The sequence below is a fragment of the Acinetobacter sp. 228 genome, from assembly GCF_048147885.1.
The window spans coordinates 81,272-97,985 of sequence record NZ_JAYWYV010000010.1 but is presented as its reverse complement, the minus strand read 5'-3'; the positions used below and the strand labels follow the sequence as shown (position 1 = coordinate 97,985).

Annotated in this window: 17 protein-coding genes; 7 read left to right on the top strand and 10 right to left on the bottom strand. The window is 44.0% G+C overall.

Annotation, left to right across the window (positions count from 1 at the left end; genetic code table 11):
• The first annotated feature begins 69 nt into the window (after nucleotides 1–69).
• Together VXQ92_RS09620 and VXQ92_RS09615 are read left to right on the top strand one after the other, a co-directional pair.
• Nucleotides 70–1,107 carry a type IV pilus twitching motility protein PilT gene (locus VXQ92_RS09620; protein WP_064095783.1) on the top strand — a complete coding sequence of 346 codons (1,038 nt, stop codon included), beginning with the start codon at nucleotides 70–72 and terminating at the stop codon, nucleotides 1,105–1,107.
• A gap of 27 nt (nucleotides 1,108–1,134) precedes the next feature.
• Nucleotides 1,135–2,256, top strand: a complete 1,122-nt coding sequence (locus VXQ92_RS09615; RefSeq protein ID WP_064095784.1) for a PilT/PilU family type 4a pilus ATPase — start codon at nucleotides 1,135–1,137, stop codon at nucleotides 2,254–2,256.
• A gap of 68 nt (nucleotides 2,257–2,324) precedes the next feature.
• Here the strand turns inward: VXQ92_RS09615 and fur are convergent, their stop codons facing one another.
• On the bottom strand, nucleotides 2,325–2,762 hold the full coding sequence (gene fur / locus VXQ92_RS09610) for a ferric iron uptake transcriptional regulator (protein ID WP_005096051.1): 438 nt from the start codon (nucleotides 2,760–2,762) through the stop codon (nucleotides 2,325–2,327).
• A 112-nt stretch (nucleotides 2,763–2,874) separates the two neighbouring features.
• Here fur and VXQ92_RS09605 point away from each other — a divergent pair, with 112 nt between their 5' ends.
• Nucleotides 2,875–3,273 carry an outer membrane protein assembly factor BamE gene (locus VXQ92_RS09605; RefSeq protein ID WP_064095785.1) on the top strand — a complete coding sequence of 133 codons (399 nt, stop codon included), beginning with the start codon at nucleotides 2,875–2,877 and terminating at the stop codon, nucleotides 3,271–3,273.
• A 100-nt stretch (nucleotides 3,274–3,373) separates the two neighbouring features.
• Here VXQ92_RS09605 and VXQ92_RS09600 read toward each other — a convergent pair whose 3' ends face one another.
• From VXQ92_RS09600 to VXQ92_RS09560, 9 genes are all read right to left on the bottom strand, one after another.
• Complete coding sequence (locus VXQ92_RS09600) at nucleotides 3,374–3,706, bottom strand: RnfH family protein (RefSeq protein ID WP_416681234.1); 333 nt, start codon at nucleotides 3,704–3,706, stop codon at nucleotides 3,374–3,376.
• Nucleotides 3,706–4,785 (bottom strand): hypothetical protein, encoded by a 1,080-nt coding sequence (locus tag VXQ92_RS09595; protein ID WP_416681232.1) that lies wholly within the window; start codon nucleotides 4,783–4,785, stop codon nucleotides 3,706–3,708. The genes VXQ92_RS09600 and VXQ92_RS09595 overlap by 1 nt, the downstream gene beginning before the upstream one ends.
• Before the next feature lie 143 nt (nucleotides 4,786–4,928).
• Nucleotides 4,929–5,384 (bottom strand): bacteriohemerythrin, encoded by a 456-nt coding sequence (locus VXQ92_RS09590; RefSeq protein ID WP_064095788.1) that lies wholly within the window; start codon nucleotides 5,382–5,384, stop codon nucleotides 4,929–4,931.
• Nucleotides 5,385–5,656: 272 nt separating this feature from the next.
• Nucleotides 5,657–6,505 carry a class II glutamine amidotransferase gene (locus VXQ92_RS09585; RefSeq protein WP_064095789.1) on the bottom strand — a complete coding sequence of 283 codons (849 nt, stop codon included), beginning with the start codon at nucleotides 6,503–6,505 and terminating at the stop codon, nucleotides 5,657–5,659.
• A 132-nt stretch (nucleotides 6,506–6,637) separates the two neighbouring features.
• A complete protein-coding gene (gene argB / locus VXQ92_RS09580) occupies nucleotides 6,638–7,546 on the bottom strand; it encodes an acetylglutamate kinase (protein WP_064095790.1) in 909 nt (302 codons plus the stop codon).
• Nucleotides 7,547–7,556: 10 nt separating this feature from the next.
• Nucleotides 7,557–8,975: a phosphomannomutase/phosphoglucomutase gene (locus VXQ92_RS09575; protein WP_416681231.1), complete on the bottom strand. Its 1,419-nt coding sequence runs from the start codon at nucleotides 8,973–8,975 to the stop codon at nucleotides 7,557–7,559.
• A gap of 383 nt (nucleotides 8,976–9,358) precedes the next feature.
• Nucleotides 9,359–9,811 carry a dUTP diphosphatase gene (gene dut / locus VXQ92_RS09570; RefSeq protein ID WP_416681229.1) on the bottom strand — a complete coding sequence of 151 codons (453 nt, stop codon included), beginning with the start codon at nucleotides 9,809–9,811 and terminating at the stop codon, nucleotides 9,359–9,361.
• A 47-nt stretch (nucleotides 9,812–9,858) separates the two neighbouring features.
• The gene (locus VXQ92_RS09565; protein ID WP_416681228.1) at nucleotides 9,859–11,898 is read right to left on the bottom strand and encodes a UvrD-helicase domain-containing protein; all 2,040 of its coding nucleotides are present in this window, start codon (nucleotides 11,896–11,898) and stop codon (nucleotides 9,859–9,861) included.
• Between the two features lie 147 nt (nucleotides 11,899–12,045).
• Nucleotides 12,046–12,699, bottom strand: coding sequence for an OmpA family protein (locus tag VXQ92_RS09560; protein WP_064095793.1), 654 nt, complete (start codon nucleotides 12,697–12,699; stop codon nucleotides 12,046–12,048).
• 252 nt (nucleotides 12,700–12,951) lie between these two features.
• On the opposite strand from VXQ92_RS09560, the gene VXQ92_RS09555 reads away from it, so the two are divergent.
• The 4 genes from VXQ92_RS09555 (at nucleotide 12,952) to minD (ending at nucleotide 16,712) form a co-directional block, all read left to right on the top strand.
• Nucleotides 12,952–13,893: an acyltransferase gene (locus VXQ92_RS09555; RefSeq protein ID WP_064101636.1), complete on the top strand. Its 942-nt coding sequence runs from the start codon at nucleotides 12,952–12,954 to the stop codon at nucleotides 13,891–13,893.
• A gap of 2 nt (nucleotides 13,894–13,895) precedes the next feature.
• Nucleotides 13,896–14,960: a preprotein translocase subunit SecA gene (locus tag VXQ92_RS09550; RefSeq protein ID WP_416681226.1), complete on the top strand. Its 1,065-nt coding sequence runs from the start codon at nucleotides 13,896–13,898 to the stop codon at nucleotides 14,958–14,960.
• Nucleotides 14,961–15,119: 159 nt separating this feature from the next.
• Nucleotides 15,120–15,833 (top strand): septum site-determining protein MinC, encoded by a 714-nt coding sequence (gene minC / locus VXQ92_RS09545; protein ID WP_064095796.1) that lies wholly within the window; start codon nucleotides 15,120–15,122, stop codon nucleotides 15,831–15,833.
• 66 nt (nucleotides 15,834–15,899) lie between these two features.
• Entirely contained in the window at nucleotides 15,900–16,712 is an 813-nt protein-coding gene (gene minD, locus VXQ92_RS09540) for a septum site-determining protein MinD (protein WP_064095797.1), read from the top strand.
• Nucleotides 16,713–16,714 lie beyond the last annotated feature (2 nt).

The window sequence follows — 16,714 nt, the reverse complement described above, 5'->3', positions numbered from 1 at the left end:
TGGTTAAGCTGTGGGAAAGCCTTATTATTCTAGCAAAATAAATAACATTTTAATGAACTCGGGGACCTTATGGATATTACAGAACTGTTAGCCTTTTCTGCTAAAAATGGTGCGTCGGATTTACACTTATCAGCAGGTTTACCGCCAATGATCCGTGTAGACGGGGAAGTCCGTCGCATCAACCTGCCTGCACTGGAACATAAAGAAGTACACAAACTGGTGTACGACATTATGAACGACAAGCAACGCCGCGATTATGAAGAAAATCTGGAAACTGACTTTTCCTTTGAAGTTCCCGGCGTGGCCCGTTTCCGTGTCAACGCATTTAACCAGAACCGTGGTGCAGGTGCAGTCTTCCGTACCATTCCATCTAAAGTCTTGACCATTGAAGACCTTGGCATGGGCCAAATCTTTAAAGATCTTTGCGAATACCCACGTGGTCTGGTCCTCGTCACAGGGCCCACCGGTTCAGGTAAATCGACCACGCTTGCTGCAATGCTAGACTATATCAATGACAACCGCTATGACCATATTTTAACAGTCGAAGATCCAATCGAATTTGTACACCAATCCAAAAAATGCCTGATCAACCAGCGTGAAGTACATCGTGATACTCATGGATTTAATGAAGCATTACGTTCTGCATTACGTGAAGACCCGGATATTATTCTGGTCGGTGAGATGCGTGACCTTGAAACGATTCGTCTGGCATTAACTGCAGCAGAAACCGGTCACCTGGTGTTCGGGACCCTGCATACCACCTCAGCGGCAAAAACTATTGACCGTGTGATCGATGTATTCCCGGCCGAAGAAAAAGACATGGTTCGTGCCATGTTGTCTGAATCGCTGCAAGCGGTAATTTCACAAACCCTGCTCAAGAAAAATGGTGGCGGTCGTGTAGCTGCACATGAAATCATGATTGGTATTCCGGCGATCCGTAACCTGATCCGTGAAAACAAAGTGGCTCAAATGTATTCTGCGATCCAGACCGGTGCCAATTATGGTATGACTACCATGGATCAAAGCCTGAAAACACTCGTGTCTAAAGGTATTATCAGCCCGCAAGTCGCCCGTACTGCAGCAAAACAGCCTGAATCATTCTTATAAAAAAATTCATTTTATTGGGGTTTTATCATGGACTTTAACGGCTTACTCAACTACATGGTAGAGAAAAAGGCCTCGGATCTGTTCATCACAGCCGATGTCGAACCCTCTATCAAAATTAACGGTCAAATTCTACCCATTGGTTCGGTGAAATTGCCGGGGCCGGCTGTGGGGCAACTGCTGAACTCGATCATGAGCGAAAAGCAGCGTAAGGAATTTGCCGAAACACGTGAATGTAACTTCGCGATCAGCAATCCGGACAAGTCCGCACGTTTCCGTGTCAGTGCTTTCCAGCAGCGTGATGAACCGGGGATGGTGCTGCGCCGGATTGAAACTGTTATTCCCACGATGGATGAACTCAAGTTACCGCCAATTCTGAAAGAACTGGCAATGACCAAACGTGGCATCATTATTTTTGTCGGGGCAACCGGTACCGGTAAATCAACCTCGCTGGCATCTTTGGTCGGTTATCGCAATGAAAATTCCAAAGGTCATATCATTACCATTGAAGATCCGATCGAGTTTGTGCATCAGCATAAAGGCTGTATTATTACTCAGCGCGAAGTCGGTATTGATACGGATTCATTTGAAATTGCTCTGAAAAATACCTTGCGTCAGGCACCAGACGTGATTCTGATTGGTGAGATTCGTTCCCGCGAGACCATGGACTATGCCATTGCCTTTGCTGAAACCGGCCATCTGGTATTTGCCACGCTACACGCCAACAATGCCAACCAGGCGATTGACCGGATTATTCACTTCTTTGAAGCAGACCGGCATAACCAGCTGTTTATGGATCTGTCTTTGAATATGAAAGCCATTGTGGCGCAGCAACTGATCCCAACCATCGATGGCAATGGCCGCCGTGCTGCGATTGAGATTCTGATTAACTCACCACTGATTGCCGACCTGATCCGTAAAGGTGATGTGCATGAGATCAAGGACCTGATGAAGCGTTCCCGTGAACTGGGCATGCAGACTTTCGATCAGGCGCTGTATGATCTGTATAAAGCCAAACAGATCAGCTATAAAGATGCGCTGAAACATGCGGACTCACCCAACGACCTGCGTCTGCAAATCAAGCTCTCAGAAGAAGGTGGCAGCCACTTATTACGTGCGCATTCCAATATTACTTTTGATGGTCAGAGCTAATGATCGTAAAGGCATAAAAAAACAGGCTTCTCATGAAGCCTGTTTTTTTGTTTGAACCAGCGCTCAAATTATTTTTTACGGAAAACTTCCTGACAGGCAGGCGCATCGCAGTAGCCATACAGATTCAGTGAGTGACCAGTTAATTCAAATCCAAATTTCTCAGCAACGTCATGCTGCTCTTTTTCAATCGTATCATTAATAAATTCAACAACTTTGCTGCAATTTAAACATACCAGGTGATCGTGGTGATCTTCCTGCATAATTTCAAAAACTGAATGATTATTTTCAAAATTATGGCGTTCGATGATACCCGCGGCTTCAAACTGCGTTAACACACGATACACAGTTGCTAAACCTACATCTTCACCCTGATCGAGTAAAGTCTTGTAAATATCTTCCGCACTTAAATGATGTTGTCTTGAATTTTCTAGTAATTCTAATATTTTAATTCGTGGAAGGGTAACTTTCAGTCCAGCTTTTCGTAAATCTTGGTTTGAAATAGTCATGTAAAAAGGTCTCTCAACAAAATCAAAGTTGGAATATGCAACAAAGTTTAGATGCAGTATGATCTATCCTTGGATCAAATGCATCATAATTAATTTGGGATAGTTTAGCAAAATGCAAAAAATCATGCTGACGTTATTCGTCACTTCATTGCTCGTCGGCTGTTCGACATTAGGTGTTTATAAAGTAGATATTCCACAAGGAACTCCCTTAACCAAGGCACAAGCCGCTAAAATTCAGGTGGGAATGAGTCATCAACAGGTGCGTTTCTTACTGGGCAGTCCAACAGTAAGTGATCCCCTGAATCCTTTACGTTGGGACTACATCTATAACTATACCCCAGGGACCTATGCGAAAAAAGCCAAGATCCCGGCGGCCCAAGGCCAGCATTTGAAAATCTACTTTAACCAGTCTGGGATCGTGGAACGCATTGAAGGTCTGGAAACGATTCCGGAATCTCAACCCGGTTTACCAGGATCAAAAGAAGCAATTTTAAATGCTCCGCCACTATAACCGGTTCCTTATAAAAAAGCCCCTGAATCATCAGGGGCTTTTTTGATTAAGTTGATTGATTGAGCAGATCATGGAGTACACTGTTCTTTACAACAGCTTTTCACTCGGAAGACGGTTTCAGCTTTCTTAAAAGATTACCTCTGGCATAACGTCCTACCGGATTTCTCTCGGCACGTTTACGCCGGATATCTTTGGGATTAATGGTCAGTGGCCGGTATATTTCTACCCGATCCCCTGCTACCAGTGGTTGCTGATGAGCCTGCAAACGCACGCCAAAGATGCCTAAAGATAACGGTTCAGGCAAGTCGACCTGCTCACGGATTCCACTTTGCTCAATCGCATCCAGTGCCGTCATGCCGGGCTGAAATGGCACAGCCAGATGAAACTGCTGTTGCGGCGTCGCATACGCCACCCAGATCATCGCCTCACTCATTAGACGAATTGTCCTAGAACAGCGGCTATTGCCAGAATAATCCCAACTGGCAACACTACACGTACTGCAATACGCCAAATGTTATAAAACGCTTCAGAGCTGAAATTCATCGATTTGCGCAAATGACTGATCTTCATAATCCAGCCGGCAAACAGTGCATAAATCAGACAAATCACCAGCCCCCAGACGAGTAAGACCACATTGAAAATTGGGCTTAGATTTGGAATAACCCAGATCAGCGTGACTACAGCGACAATTGCCCATTGCACTACAGGATGAAGCTGACGTTGCTGTAGCTGTTCACGTGCCATTTGCAACATTAATGCAGCAGCCGCCACTATGGCGGTGACCAAAGTAAATGCAGGAATTTGCGCTTGTACTGCGAAGAAGGCAAATGCAATAACAGCAACTAACTGCGCAACCCAGATCGGCAATACCGTTTTGCTGGCGATATCCTGTTGTCGCACAGTGTTCAGGCTAGATTGCCAGTACAAGCCCATGCCCAGACCACTTGCAACCAGTGCCAATACCGTTGCATTTCCCCATTCAGAAAACTCAACTGGCGTAACTTGCCATGCAGGTAGCGCAGTTCCCATTACATTTGCCAAGATCAAAGATGCCAGCACTCCAATCGTGGTGATTACTAACAGAATTTGACGCGGTAGCAGTGACAGGGCTAGCGACACGATTGCCAATCCACTTAACAAAAGATTTGGTGCAAGATCAAGGGCCGCTACTGCCAGAACATTACTGGCATTATTCAGCATTGCACCTGCCAAAAACGGAATAAAAATCACACTTAACCAGCCGACAATACGCCATTTCTGTGACGCATCAGCTTCACGGGTCAGCGACGACAGCGCCTGTAATGGCGTCGTTTTGGAGCGCTTGGCCAAAGCAATTTCCAAGTAGCAGACTGGAAGCGCCAGAATCAGCATGGTGGCTAACCAGAGCATCCAGAAATCCAGCTGACGTTCAATCTGTATACCGGTTATCGGTGCGAGTGTCGCGATGATAATAAACGATAGACAGAAAGCCATCAGCGGCGATAACCATTTTGACATAGCATTGTCCTGCATGATGCATTCCTATAAAAATCTAGCGCTATTTTGCCTTGTGAAGCAGTGAAAATCAAAAACAAAAAGCAAACCACCATGAGGATGATTTGCTGCGCCAAATTTATAATTAAATTTTAATTCTTTTTATTTGCTGAAATTTTTTATTATGAGAAAAACCGGGCGAACCAGTTTTTACCTTTTTTCTGTTCTTTTTCTTTAATGATACCCATCATATTTTCTTTGACTGCACCCACATAATCGGCATCATCATGCTGAATATGGTTAATGAGCCATTTCGATAATACTTCATGCAGTTCATTTTCAATTGACTGCCCTAGTTCAAAACGGTCACGATAAGATTCAATTTTCTTAATAAACAGATCATGCACACGTTTATGCGGCACCCGGTATTTATACCCGGCTTCTTCCTGAAGAGATTCTTCAAAGGTAAAATGTGACTGGGTATAATCAATAATATTGTCAAGAATCTGTTTAATACGGGCACGTTCGGTATTTGCATCGATTCCATCAATTTCGTTGATATAATCGAGAATTCGTTTGTGCTGATCGTCAATCACATCGATACCAGTATTATAATCTGGGACCCATTTCATTTTCATACGACCACCTAGAAATATTAAGGACTTATAACGTGAAAATGAGCATATAGCTTATTGATTCAAATAAAAATGAAGCAAATTAGTCGGCTTTCAGCCCAAAGCCGGTATTTTCATTTTAAGTTTCTGTTATATATAGTTAAAAATAATTTATCTTGAGTAAAAAGCTAAGATATTAATTAACCAAAAATGAGTGTTAAACCATTATTTATTCTTAAATTTTTCTCTATTTTTTAATATAAAAACGGAGTTTAAACTCCGTCTTGATGCAATTTTTAATATTGGTCAGCGCGCGTGATGCGTTTTAGGGAAGGATCCAGCCGTTCACGTTCCAAACGTTCGACATGCGTCACTTGAGAACGCACTTTCGCCCCATGTTGAAACAGGATCATTTCACCGGGCTGAAAGGCTGTCCATTCTTCATTCTGGGTCAAAGGTTCAGTAGTAATGACTGCCACACGGTCTTCACGTGTGGTGACCTGACTAAAGTCTACTTCGACATCAATATCGATGAGCTGCGCCGGTCTAAACGGGTATTCACGTACCAGCCAGTGGAGTTTGGTAATCGCATAGCTAAATAGCGCCTGACCATTCGACAGGCAGAAATTAAAGGTACCATGTTCCGCGATTCCAGGTGAAATTTCGGCCAGCAGATCAAAAACCTGATCCAGTTTTGGTTCATGATAGCCAAAACGTTTCACTAACTGGTCCAGCAGATAGCAAAAAGCCCGCTCGCTATCCGTATTCCCTACTGGAGTGAAACGTCCACTTAGTGCGGGGAAATAATCATGCAAATCACCATTATGAGCAAAAATCCATTGCCGGCCCCAGAGTTCGCGGCTAAAAGGATGGGAATTTTCCAGATTGATTTTACCTTGCGTGGCTTTGCGGATATGCGCAATCACATTGCGGGATTTAATCGGATAATTACGTACCAGTTCAGCAATCGGAGATTCAACCGCCGACTGGTTATCAACAAACAGACGGCAGGCTTTATCTTCAAAGAAAGCTATCCCGAAACCATCGGCATGATCAGAGGTAATGCCTGCCCGCTGGGAAAACCCGCGAAAAGAAAAAGTAATATCTGTTGGCGTAGCACAATTCATTCCGAGCAGTTGGCACATGGTCTGATTTCAGCTCTTTATTTCACTTAGAAGCTTATTGTGCATGACTGTCCCTGCCATTTCAAATAGCTGGCTATAAGAAATCCAAATAAAAAAGAGCCTGCATAGAGACTCTTTTTCACAAAAAATCGATTATGAACGATGCGGATTTACACGGTTGGTAATAAGGGTACCAACACCATGATCAGTGAAAATTTCCAGCAAACTTGCATGCGGTACACGGCCATCGACGATATGTGCGCTCACCACCCCACCTTTTACGGCATCTAGGGCACAACCCACTTTCGGAATCATGCCGCCATAAATCACGCCGGTTTCAATCAGACGATCAACTTCCTGAGTGGTCAAGCCCGTCAGCAGATTTTTATTTTCATCCAGAACACCCGTGATATTGGTCAGCAGAATCAGTTTTTCTGCACCCAAAGCTTCAGCGACTTTACCAGCGACCAGATCGGCATTGATGTTATAAGTATTGCCTGCTTCGTCCACACCCAGCGGAGCAATGACAGGAATAAAATCACTACTGGTAAACATTTCCAGAACATCGGTCTTTACACCAACAACTTCACCGACCAGACCCAGATCAATTTGCTGAACCGAACCATCTTCAGCCACTTTTTCCATCAGCAGTTTTTGTGCACGGATCAGGTTACCATCTTTACCGGTAAGACCAATGGCGCGGCCACCATGCTGGTTGATCAGGTTCACGATAGATTTGTTGACGCTACCGCCAAGTACCATCTCGACCACTTCCATGGTCGCCGGATCTGTCACACGCATTCCGTCGATACGGTCAGATTCACGGCCCAGCTGTTTCAGCATGGAATCGACTTGCGGACCACCACCATGCACCACGATCGGATTAATACCGACTGTTTTCAATAATACGATATCACGTGCAAATGAACTTTCCAGCTCAGGATCGGTCATCGCATTACCGCCGTATTTTACCACCAGGGTTTTACCCGCAAAGCGTTGAATATACGGCAAAGCTTCTGTCAAAATCTGTGCTTTGTCGATGCCTGTTTGTTGATTTGGCATTCGCCTCTCCTTATTGAGCATCTAAAATGTCTTGAGCGATCTCTGGATAACGGTCACGCAACATGGCTACAAACAGATGACGAATCTCATTCAGAGCTTGGGCATTATTGGCATCAAAGCGCACCGTGAAATACTCACCTGTATTGGATGCTCGAATGATGCCAAAACCATCCTCAAAATCAAGACGTATGCCATCAATTTTACTGATTTGCGCATTAATTCTTTCAGATTGCTGCTCAACGAAGTTTAAAAGTTCAACAGGAGGCACGTGATGTGTGGAAATATAAAGATCTTCAGTACCATGACGTTTTGGATAAGCTGCCAAGGCCTGTGCCAGAGTTTGTCCCGTTTGGTCTAGATACTCCATGACTCTGAGCGCTGCATAGAGTCCATCATCATAGCCCCAGCCACGACCATCATTAAATACATAATGCCCGGCATATTCACCACCAAAAATCGCCTGCTGCTGAGATTGCGCCAGATAAGTCCGCAAGAAGGAACTACCTGTACGGATCATCACCGCTTCGCCACCCAGACGTTGCACCGTATCTCGAACCAGAGTCGAACATTTCACATCATAAACAAATTGGCGTGGCACCGAATCATTCAGGCAGATTTCGGCAAACAGGCATAACAACTGATCAGCTGTAATAATCTGACCCTGCTCATCGATCAGAACCAGGCGATCGCCATCACCATCCAAGGCAATACCGAGGTCAGCCTGCTGGTGCATGACAGTTTGGCGTAAGGTTTCAAGATGTTTGTCTTGTGAAGGATCCGGCGCATGATCCGGAAAATGTCCATTGGCTTCACAACGTAAAGCAATTACTTCACAGCCCATTTTTCTGAGTACCAGATTGGCACAACGCCCAGCTGAGCCATGCAAGCCATCCAGCACTACTTTAAACGGTCGCTTTAATTGAATATCTTGTAATATTACCTGCTGATACTGGAGACAAAACTCTGGAATAATCAGATGTGGCTGTTCCGGCAATGTCAGCAACTGCTGACTACAGTGAGGTTCTGCCAGCTGCGCCACCTGCTGAATCAGATCAGGACAGGGCGGCTCACCACAGATGATCCATTTAATTCCATTATCTTCTTTAGGATTATGACTGGCAGTGACCATAATGCCATTGCCATCGAACTGACGTGCAGTGAAATACAGCATTGGGCTGGAGCAACAGCCGATAATAGTAGCCTCAAGTGAATAATCTTTAAAAATACGCGCGATAATGTCTGCAAAAGCTGGACTGCTGAGCCGTGCATCATAACCAATGGCGACACGCACCTGTCCCGCAGCCCGATATTGCTGTGCCAAACCGTGGGCAATTGCATCAATAATTCCCGCACCCAACACACTGGCTTTACCGCGTATGTCATAAGCACGAAAAATATGTAAAGGGAGAGGATGTTTTAGGGATCCCATAAACTATTCTTTTCACAATTGGTTAGTATCAGGAGATATAAAATGATGGTTTCATCATAATGACTTTAAACATTTGTTTTTGTTTTAAGACTAGCCATTTTTAAACGATTTCAATGTAACAATCAATTATAAAAATATAATCAACAACTTTAGAAGTATAGGATTCTTGTAATCAAATAGCGATTATTTACTTATATTTATTTTAAATATCGCCTTATTCAAACGCTAATTTATATAAATTTAAATAAATCTATCTGACCATAAAATAGACTTGAATGTTTAAATGCATATTAATCAGTCCATTCATTAATATTTTCTCAACAACATAAAAATGACTTACATCATATTTAAAGAATGTAAGTCATTTAAGTCACTATTAAAACTTAGTTTTTACCAGTATGACCAAAACCGCCAGCACCACGTTCGGTTGCTTCAAATTCATTCACCAGGTCAAATTCAGCTTGTACTACCGGCACCAGCACGTACTGTGCCAAACGCTCACCCGGCTCTAAGCTAAAGGCAGTCTGGCTACGGTTCCAAACCGACACCATCAACTCACCCTGATAATCAGAATCAATTAAACCCACCAGGTTACCCAGCACGATCCCGTGTTTATGGCCCAAACCCGAACGAGGCAAAATCAAGCCAGCAAATGCAGGATCTTCAATATAGATGGCTAGACCAGTTTTTACCAAAATCGTTTGGCCTGGTTCAATGATCGTAGTTTCTGCAACACACGCACGTAAATCCAGCCCTGCTGAACCCGTCGTAGCATAAGTGGGTAATGGCCATTCCTGACCGAGACGCGAGTCAAGGACTTTCACCTGAACTTTCATTTATTCATTCCTGTTGTTTCATTTAAAATAAGTGACAGCGCTGCACCTTATCGTTTGATGAGGTTGCGCAAATTATCCAGATAATGCTGTGCCTGTAATTTTGGATCGATGTTGCCAGCCAGCTTTTTCTTGCGACCTAACCATTCCAGCTCATCTTCCGGCAATTCATCCAGGAAACGGCTTGGGGTCATCTGCTTCATCTGCCCGCCTGCCTTGCGCTGTTCTGCCAGAGTAATGGTCAGTCCCTGACGTGCACGGGTAATCCCCACATACATCAGACGGCGTTCCTCTTCGACCGTTTCAGCAGCAATCGAGTTTTTATGTGGCAGAATTTCTTCTTCCAGCCCGATTAAATAGACATAAGGAAATTCTAGACCTTTGGACGCATGCAAGGTCAGCAGGTTGACCTTATCGGTGTCCTCTTCTTCCTGTTGCTGCTCGAGCATATCCAGCAGCACCATTTTACGAATCACACTTTCAATATTTTTTTCATCAACATCTTCAGCGCGGTTAATCAGGCTCTGAATGCTACTGTAGAGCACCTCGATATTGTCGAGCTTGGTTTTTTCCTGTGCCGGCGTAGCTGCAGTTTCCTTGATGTAATCGATATAACCGGCTTCAATCATCATCTGGCGGATGATCGGTATCGGTTCATCATCATCCAGTAAATTGCGGGTAAAGCCCTCAATAAAATCGGCAAATTCGGCCAATTGAGTCGTGGCCTTTTTCGGAATCGCCATGGTCAGACGCTGATCCGCTGCTGCAGCCAGCAAGGACAGGTTGTTTTCCTGAGCAAATAATCCAAGTTTTTCCAGCGTTACCGGACCAATCGCCCGTTTTGGGGTATTGATAATTCGCAGGAATGCGCTGTCGTCTTCAGGGTTAATGATGAGGCGCAAATAACTCATCATGTCCTTGATTTCGGCACGTGCGAAGAAGGACTGTCCGCCAGATAATTTATACGGAATCTGCATCTGACGTAGATGGGTTTCCAAAATACGCGCCTGGAAATTACCGCGGTACAACACCGCATAATCTTTCCAGCTTTTACCGTTCATCAATTTATGCGTGATCAGGTCTTTGACCACGCGTTCTGCTTCGTCATCATCATTGCGGCAGGTAATCACACGGATCACTTCGCCATGGCCTTTGTCCGACCAGAGCTTTTTATCAAAAATATGCGGATTATTGCCAATGACCGTGTTGGCTGCTTTGAGAATACGACTGGTTGAACGATAGTTCTGTTCCAGCTTGATGACTTTCAGATTCGGGAAATCCTGCTGCAACAAAGCCATATTTTCCGGTTTAGCCCCACGCCAGGCATAAATCGACTGGTCATCATCACCTACGGCAGTGAACTGTCCCATCACGCCAACCAGTAATTTCACCAGAATATACTGTGCTGTGTTGGTATCCTGATATTCATCCACCAGCAGATAACGTACGCGGTTTTGCCATTTGTCACGGACTTCGGCATTTTCCTGTAGCAGGCGCGTTGGCATCACAATCAGGTCATCAAAATCTACTGCATTATAAGCACGCAAATTGCGCTCATAGAGCTGATATAGATGCGCAAACTGGACATCTTCGGCCGTTTCACAGGTGGTGTGCGCCTGCTCGGGTGGAATGAGATCATTTTTCCAGTCCGAGATCATTTTCATGGCTTTGGCAATCAGTTCTTTGCTTTCCGCACCGGACAAATTATCACGCTGCATCAAATCCATCAGAATGCGCTTGCAGTCATCTGCATCCAGAATCGAGAAATTATTTTTAAGTGGGGTATGTTTCAACTCCAGGCGCAGCATATTCAGGCCAAAGGTATGAAAGGTCGAAACTGAAACGCCTTTACTTTCTTCACGCGTCAACAATTTGCTGACCCGTTCTTTCATCTCACGCGCTGCCTTGTTGGTAAAGGTCATCGCAGTAATACGATGTGCGGGAATCCCACAATGCTTGACTAAATACGCGATTTTTCGCGTGATCACTGAAGTCTTGCCTGAACCCGCTCCTGCAAGTACTAACAAGGGTCCTTGAGTGTATTTCATGGCTTCAAGTTGCTTGTCATTTAACTGACTGGCGAGTGACATACGGCTTCCTCTTCTAGATTCGGCTCCGATTATAGTCATCTCTGTAGCACTTTGCCTAATGCAAATTACGTTTTTAATGGTCAAGGTTCTGGCACAAAAAAACCACCCGAAGGTGGTTTTTTAATTCGCCGTTCAATCCATAAAGAATTATTGGATTGCGTAAATGCTTAGCTCAACACGACGGTTTTGCTCACGGCCTTGTGGAGTCGCATTAGATGCGATTGGATCCGCTGAACCAAGTCCTTGCGCATTAATGCGTGTAGGTGAAATGCCCTGAGCAATCAGGTAGTTTGCAACAGCTTGTGCGCGTGCCTGAGACAACGGGATATTGATTGAGTCATTACCAGTGCTGTCTGTATAGCCAGTCACCAGGATACCGCTCTTGGTGTCTTCAGTCAGCGTTTGTGCAACCTTGTTTAAAGTTGAGTAGAAATTCGGTTTGATATTCGATTTATTGGTATCAAACGTAATATTACCTGGCATGATCAGGCCAACAGAGCCGTCTGGATTACGGTTAACTTCTACACCAGTACCCGCCATTTGCTGACGTAATTTTTTCTCTTTGTTATCTAGATAAACACCCGTTGCACCACCCAAGACTGCACCAATAGCAGCAGCACGGTTGTTTTGACGGCTAGTATTCGCATTGCCTTTAGAAATACCGTATCCTGCTGCTGCACCAATCAAGGTACCTAAAGCAGTTTTGTCATACTCAACACCACCCAGGTTATTCCCTGTTGATTGACAACCTGTAAGCGCTACTGCCCCTGCTACAGCTGCTGAAATTACTAGTGCACGCATTGCATGCCTCCTTTTGTATGCTTTGTTGTATAAGCGAGATAATGGATGAAATAGAATGGGATCACCATTGAATTTTTGTTAATAATAAATCGTTTAGTAATATTTTGTAATGTTTATATGTAACTATTTCAAGGTACTTCATCACAATATCTTCATAGTTTCCTATTCAGACTTTTTTATTTGCTCAACTGTCTCTATATTACTCAAAATATGAAAAAATTTAAGCGATTAATCTCGGGGGACTGATCTGATATGTCATCGAATAGCAACAAGCAACCGACGTTAAAAAAACTGGCACGTGGCCTGACGGTCACTTCAGTCATGACCGGCAGTACTTTTTTTCATGGTCCCCCGGTGCTGGCTTTGGGCTTAACTAAACTTTTTAAAAAATCCGCAAAAGTAGATGAAACCAATATCAAAATTACTAATAGCTGGTTAGGGGTCAACAACTGGCTGATTGAACATGTGCTGAAAAATACGCAATGGCAAATTAGCGTAGATGAATCACTGGATTTGAATATGCAGGGCCGCTATTTGATGACCTGTAATCATCAAAGCTGGGTGGATACGACCGTTAATCAATACTTTGGCGTATCCCGTATGCCCCTGACGCGTTTCTTTACCAAATGGGAACTTATTTTTATTCCTTTTGTTGGTCAGGCCTTTAAAATTTTGGGCTTCCCGATGATGAAACGACATAGCAAGGAACAGATTGCCAAAAATCCTGCGCTGAAATCCCGGGATATGGAAGAGGCACGTAAATCTTGTGAACAGCTGATCAGTCAGCCGTTTACCTTGTTAAATTATCTGGAAGGCACCCGCTTTACCCAGGAAAAGCATGATCAGCAGCAGTCTCCTTATACCTATTTACTGAAACCTAAGGCCGGTGGTCTGGCATTGGCACTCAGTATTCTTGGCGATAAAATTGATGCGCTGGTCGATATGACCATTGTTTATCCTGACGGCATTCCAGGTTATGGTGAATTCTGGTTAGGTGAAGTGCCACGTATTGCGGTAAATTTAAGAAAAATTGATATTCCTGACTGGGTGCTCGGTGGCAATTATGAAGATGATGCTGAATACCGTGCACGTTTCCAGAAATGGATAGATCAGATCTGGACTGAAAAAGATCAGCTCATCGCACAAATGCAGCAGAACTTTGCCCAAGCCCCGATCGGATCTGTAACTGAGTAATTATGAACAACGACAACCCGGACATTACCTCCAGCTCATTTAAATTTGTTCGTAAAGGAACTTGGGGCTGGAAAATTGCACTGATTTACGACATTTTCATGATGGTTTTAATTATCATCAACCTGTTCTGTCTCAGTGCCAATGCCATTTTAATGAGCGATTTTGGTCACTGGTTGTTTGACTTCATTCGTTTACCTGAAATATTACAGTTTTATAAAACTGAATTACGTCCTTGGGTCATCATTACCGAGGGCTGGTTTACCACTTTCTTGATCTGTGAATTACTGGCACGCTGGGTCATTGCGATTGTCCTGCGTCATCATCGACGCTGGTGGTTCTTCCCTTTTGTGCACTGGTATGAAATTTTAGCCATTCTCCCGCAGTTGCGTTTTCTGCGTCTGCTGCGTGCAGTGGCGATTGGCTACAACCTGCATAGCCATGGTTATAAAGTGATTCCCGCTCGCTGGTACCGCCAAGGCAATTTTTATTACAACATGCTGATGGAAGAGCTTTCCAGCCGGGTGGTCCTGACCGTACTGGACGGTATCAAGCGTGAACTGACCACAAGCACATCACATAAACAGTTGATTGATGATTTGGTGGAACATCACCGTAAATTACTGGCCATTGCCTTGGCAGATATCTTGCAGGAATCTTTAGGCAAGGAACTACAGGCTCAACGTTCCATGATCGCTAAAAATGTTGGACAAGTGGTTAATCAGGCGATTGAAGATACTCCAGAACTTACTCAGCTGCTGCGTCTGATTCCAATTGTGGGCAGCCGGATTGAACAGCAAATTCAAAGTATTGGTCAACGCCTAGGCGAAAATATTACTCAGGGCCTGATTGAGCCGTTTACCCATACAGGTACAAAAGAAAATCCGACTTTTACCCTAATTTCAGATAAAATCAGCCAAATACAGATTGAACATAATCCACATATTGATAAATTGGTTGAATCGGCTGTTTTTAAAACACTTGAAGCAATCCGAAAACAGGTAAAAGTCAAACAGTGGCAACAGATTCTAGAAGAACATGAGCAAAATCAGAGCTCAATAGATAAGTAAATTTTAAAGTACAGAATCGGATCAAACCGTCCGGTTCTGTTCGCATAAAAAAATAACTGAGATCGCTAGAGAATTACTGCAATTTGTTCTAGGATTTGCACTATTTACAACATTGCTTCGACACAAAACCAGCACGTCAGAAGTATTTAAGGAAGAATTATGGCTGATATACGGATAAAAGGCAGAATGGTCAATGCGATACGCATTAGCCTAGATACCAATGATCATGATGCAATCCGCCAGCAACTTAGCCCAAAATTACAAGCAGCATTTCCACCCGGCACTCTGGCAGTCATTGAAAGTTCAGTTGAACAGGAACTCATTGCATTAATCCAGCTGTTAATCAGTCTGGATGTACAGCCTATGGCCGTAACTGAAGGCTTACTTGGCGATCAGGCGCGTGCCATTCAGTTCCCGGTACTGCCACCTGACCGCCAGCTAGAAGAAATTAAAGCCACCAAAGAGCAGGTCGTGGAAGTTAAGCCAGAACCTGCTGCAGAGGATAATGAGCAAACATCTGCGCCTCCAATCGTTGCCCACATCACCTCATACCATGATGAAATTCTGCGTACCGGTCAATGTATTGTGCAACATAATGGCGACATTATTCTCAATGCCGGTCTTAACAGCGGTTCAGAAATCATTGCATCGGGTAACATTCATGTCTATGGCAGTGCCCGCGGTCGCCTGATTGCGGGTGCTGGCGGTAATACTGCAGCACGCATTTTCTGCCATAACCTCGAAGCAGAACTAATCTCGATTGCAGGAACCTATTGTGTGGCGGATGACATTCCACCTCATGTGGTTAAAAAATCAGTGCATATTTACTTGAATGATCAACTAGAGCTTGTATTTGAAGCTCTACAATTTTAATGTATAAATAAACACCAAAAACCCCATTTTAAACAGGGGATTTGAACCATAACAGGAGTGGATTCGGTGGCGAAAATTGTTGTCGTAACGTCAGGCAAAGGTGGTGTAGGTAAAACTACAACAAGTGCATCTTTTGCAACAGGTTTAGCCCTACGTGGTCACAAAACTGTTGTTATTGATTTTGATGTAGGTTTACGTAACCTTGATTTGATTATGGGCTGTGAACGCCGTGTAGTTTATGATTTTGTGAATGTTTTAAATAACGAAGCACGATTACAACAAGCACTGATTCGCGATAAAGATATTGAGAACTTATATATTTTACCTGCTTCCCAAACACGTGATAAAGATGCCTTAACCGATGAAGGTGTGGCACGCGTAATGGATGAGCTTTCGCAGGAATTTGACTATATTATTTGTGATTCACCTGCCGGTATCGAGCGTGGTGCTATTTTGGCCATGTACCATGCTGACGAAGCGATCATTGTGACCAACCCTGAAATTTCTTCAGTACGTGACTCTGACCGTATCATTGGCATGCTCGATAGCAAAACAAAAAAAGTAGAACAAAATGAAGGTCGCATTCGTAAGCACCTGTGTATTACCCGTTTCAATCCGGAACGTGCCGATAAACAGGAAATGCTGACCATTGATGATATTTCTAAGGATATTTTACGTGTACCAACCTTAGGCGTTATTCCTGAGTGTCCAAGCGTTTTACAGGCATCGAATGAAGGTAAGCCAGTGATTAATTTCACTGAAGCTGCAGCTGGTCAGGCCTATGATGACCTGGTTGCGCGCTTCCTTGGAGAAGAGCGTCCTTACCGTCATATCGAGGTGAAACCTAAGGGCTGGTTAGCACGACTATTTGGAGCGTAGAC

Excerpts from the sequence above, each read along its gene's own strand:
- VXQ92_RS09620 (WP_064095783.1), top strand. The coding sequence starts at position 70 with ATGGATATTACAGAACTGTTAGCCTTTTCTGCTAAAAATGGTGCGTCG.
- VXQ92_RS09615 (WP_064095784.1), top strand. The coding sequence starts at position 1,135 with ATGGACTTTAACGGCTTACTCAACTACATGGTAGAGAAAAAGGCCTCG.
- fur (WP_005096051.1), bottom strand. The coding sequence starts at position 2,762 with ATGACTATTTCAAACCAAGATTTACGAAAAGCTGGACTGAAAGTTACC.
- VXQ92_RS09605 (WP_064095785.1), top strand. The coding sequence starts at position 2,875 with ATGCAAAAAATCATGCTGACGTTATTCGTCACTTCATTGCTCGTCGGC.
- VXQ92_RS09600 (WP_416681234.1), bottom strand. The coding sequence starts at position 3,706 with ATGAGTGAGGCGATGATCTGGGTGGCGTATGCGACGCCGCAACAGCAG.
- VXQ92_RS09595 (WP_416681232.1), bottom strand. The coding sequence starts at position 4,785 with ATGCAGGACAATGCTATGTCAAAATGGTTATCGCCGCTGATGGCTTTC.
- VXQ92_RS09590 (WP_064095788.1), bottom strand. The coding sequence starts at position 5,384 with ATGAAAATGAAATGGGTCCCAGATTATAATACTGGTATCGATGTGATT.
- VXQ92_RS09585 (WP_064095789.1), bottom strand. The coding sequence starts at position 6,505 with ATGTGCCAACTGCTCGGAATGAATTGTGCTACGCCAACAGATATTACT.
- argB (WP_064095790.1), bottom strand. The coding sequence starts at position 7,546 with ATGCCAAATCAACAAACAGGCATCGACAAAGCACAGATTTTGACAGAA.
- VXQ92_RS09575 (WP_416681231.1), bottom strand. The coding sequence starts at position 8,975 with ATGGGATCCCTAAAACATCCTCTCCCTTTACATATTTTTCGTGCTTAT.
- dut (WP_416681229.1), bottom strand. The coding sequence starts at position 9,811 with ATGAAAGTTCAGGTGAAAGTCCTTGACTCGCGTCTCGGTCAGGAATGG.
- VXQ92_RS09565 (WP_416681228.1), bottom strand. The coding sequence starts at position 11,898 with ATGTCACTCGCCAGTCAGTTAAATGACAAGCAACTTGAAGCCATGAAA.
- VXQ92_RS09560 (WP_064095793.1), bottom strand. The coding sequence starts at position 12,699 with ATGCGTGCACTAGTAATTTCAGCAGCTGTAGCAGGGGCAGTAGCGCTT.
- VXQ92_RS09555 (WP_064101636.1), top strand. The coding sequence starts at position 12,952 with ATGTCATCGAATAGCAACAAGCAACCGACGTTAAAAAAACTGGCACGT.
- VXQ92_RS09550 (WP_416681226.1), top strand. The coding sequence starts at position 13,896 with ATGAACAACGACAACCCGGACATTACCTCCAGCTCATTTAAATTTGTT.
- minC (WP_064095796.1), top strand. The coding sequence starts at position 15,120 with ATGGCTGATATACGGATAAAAGGCAGAATGGTCAATGCGATACGCATT.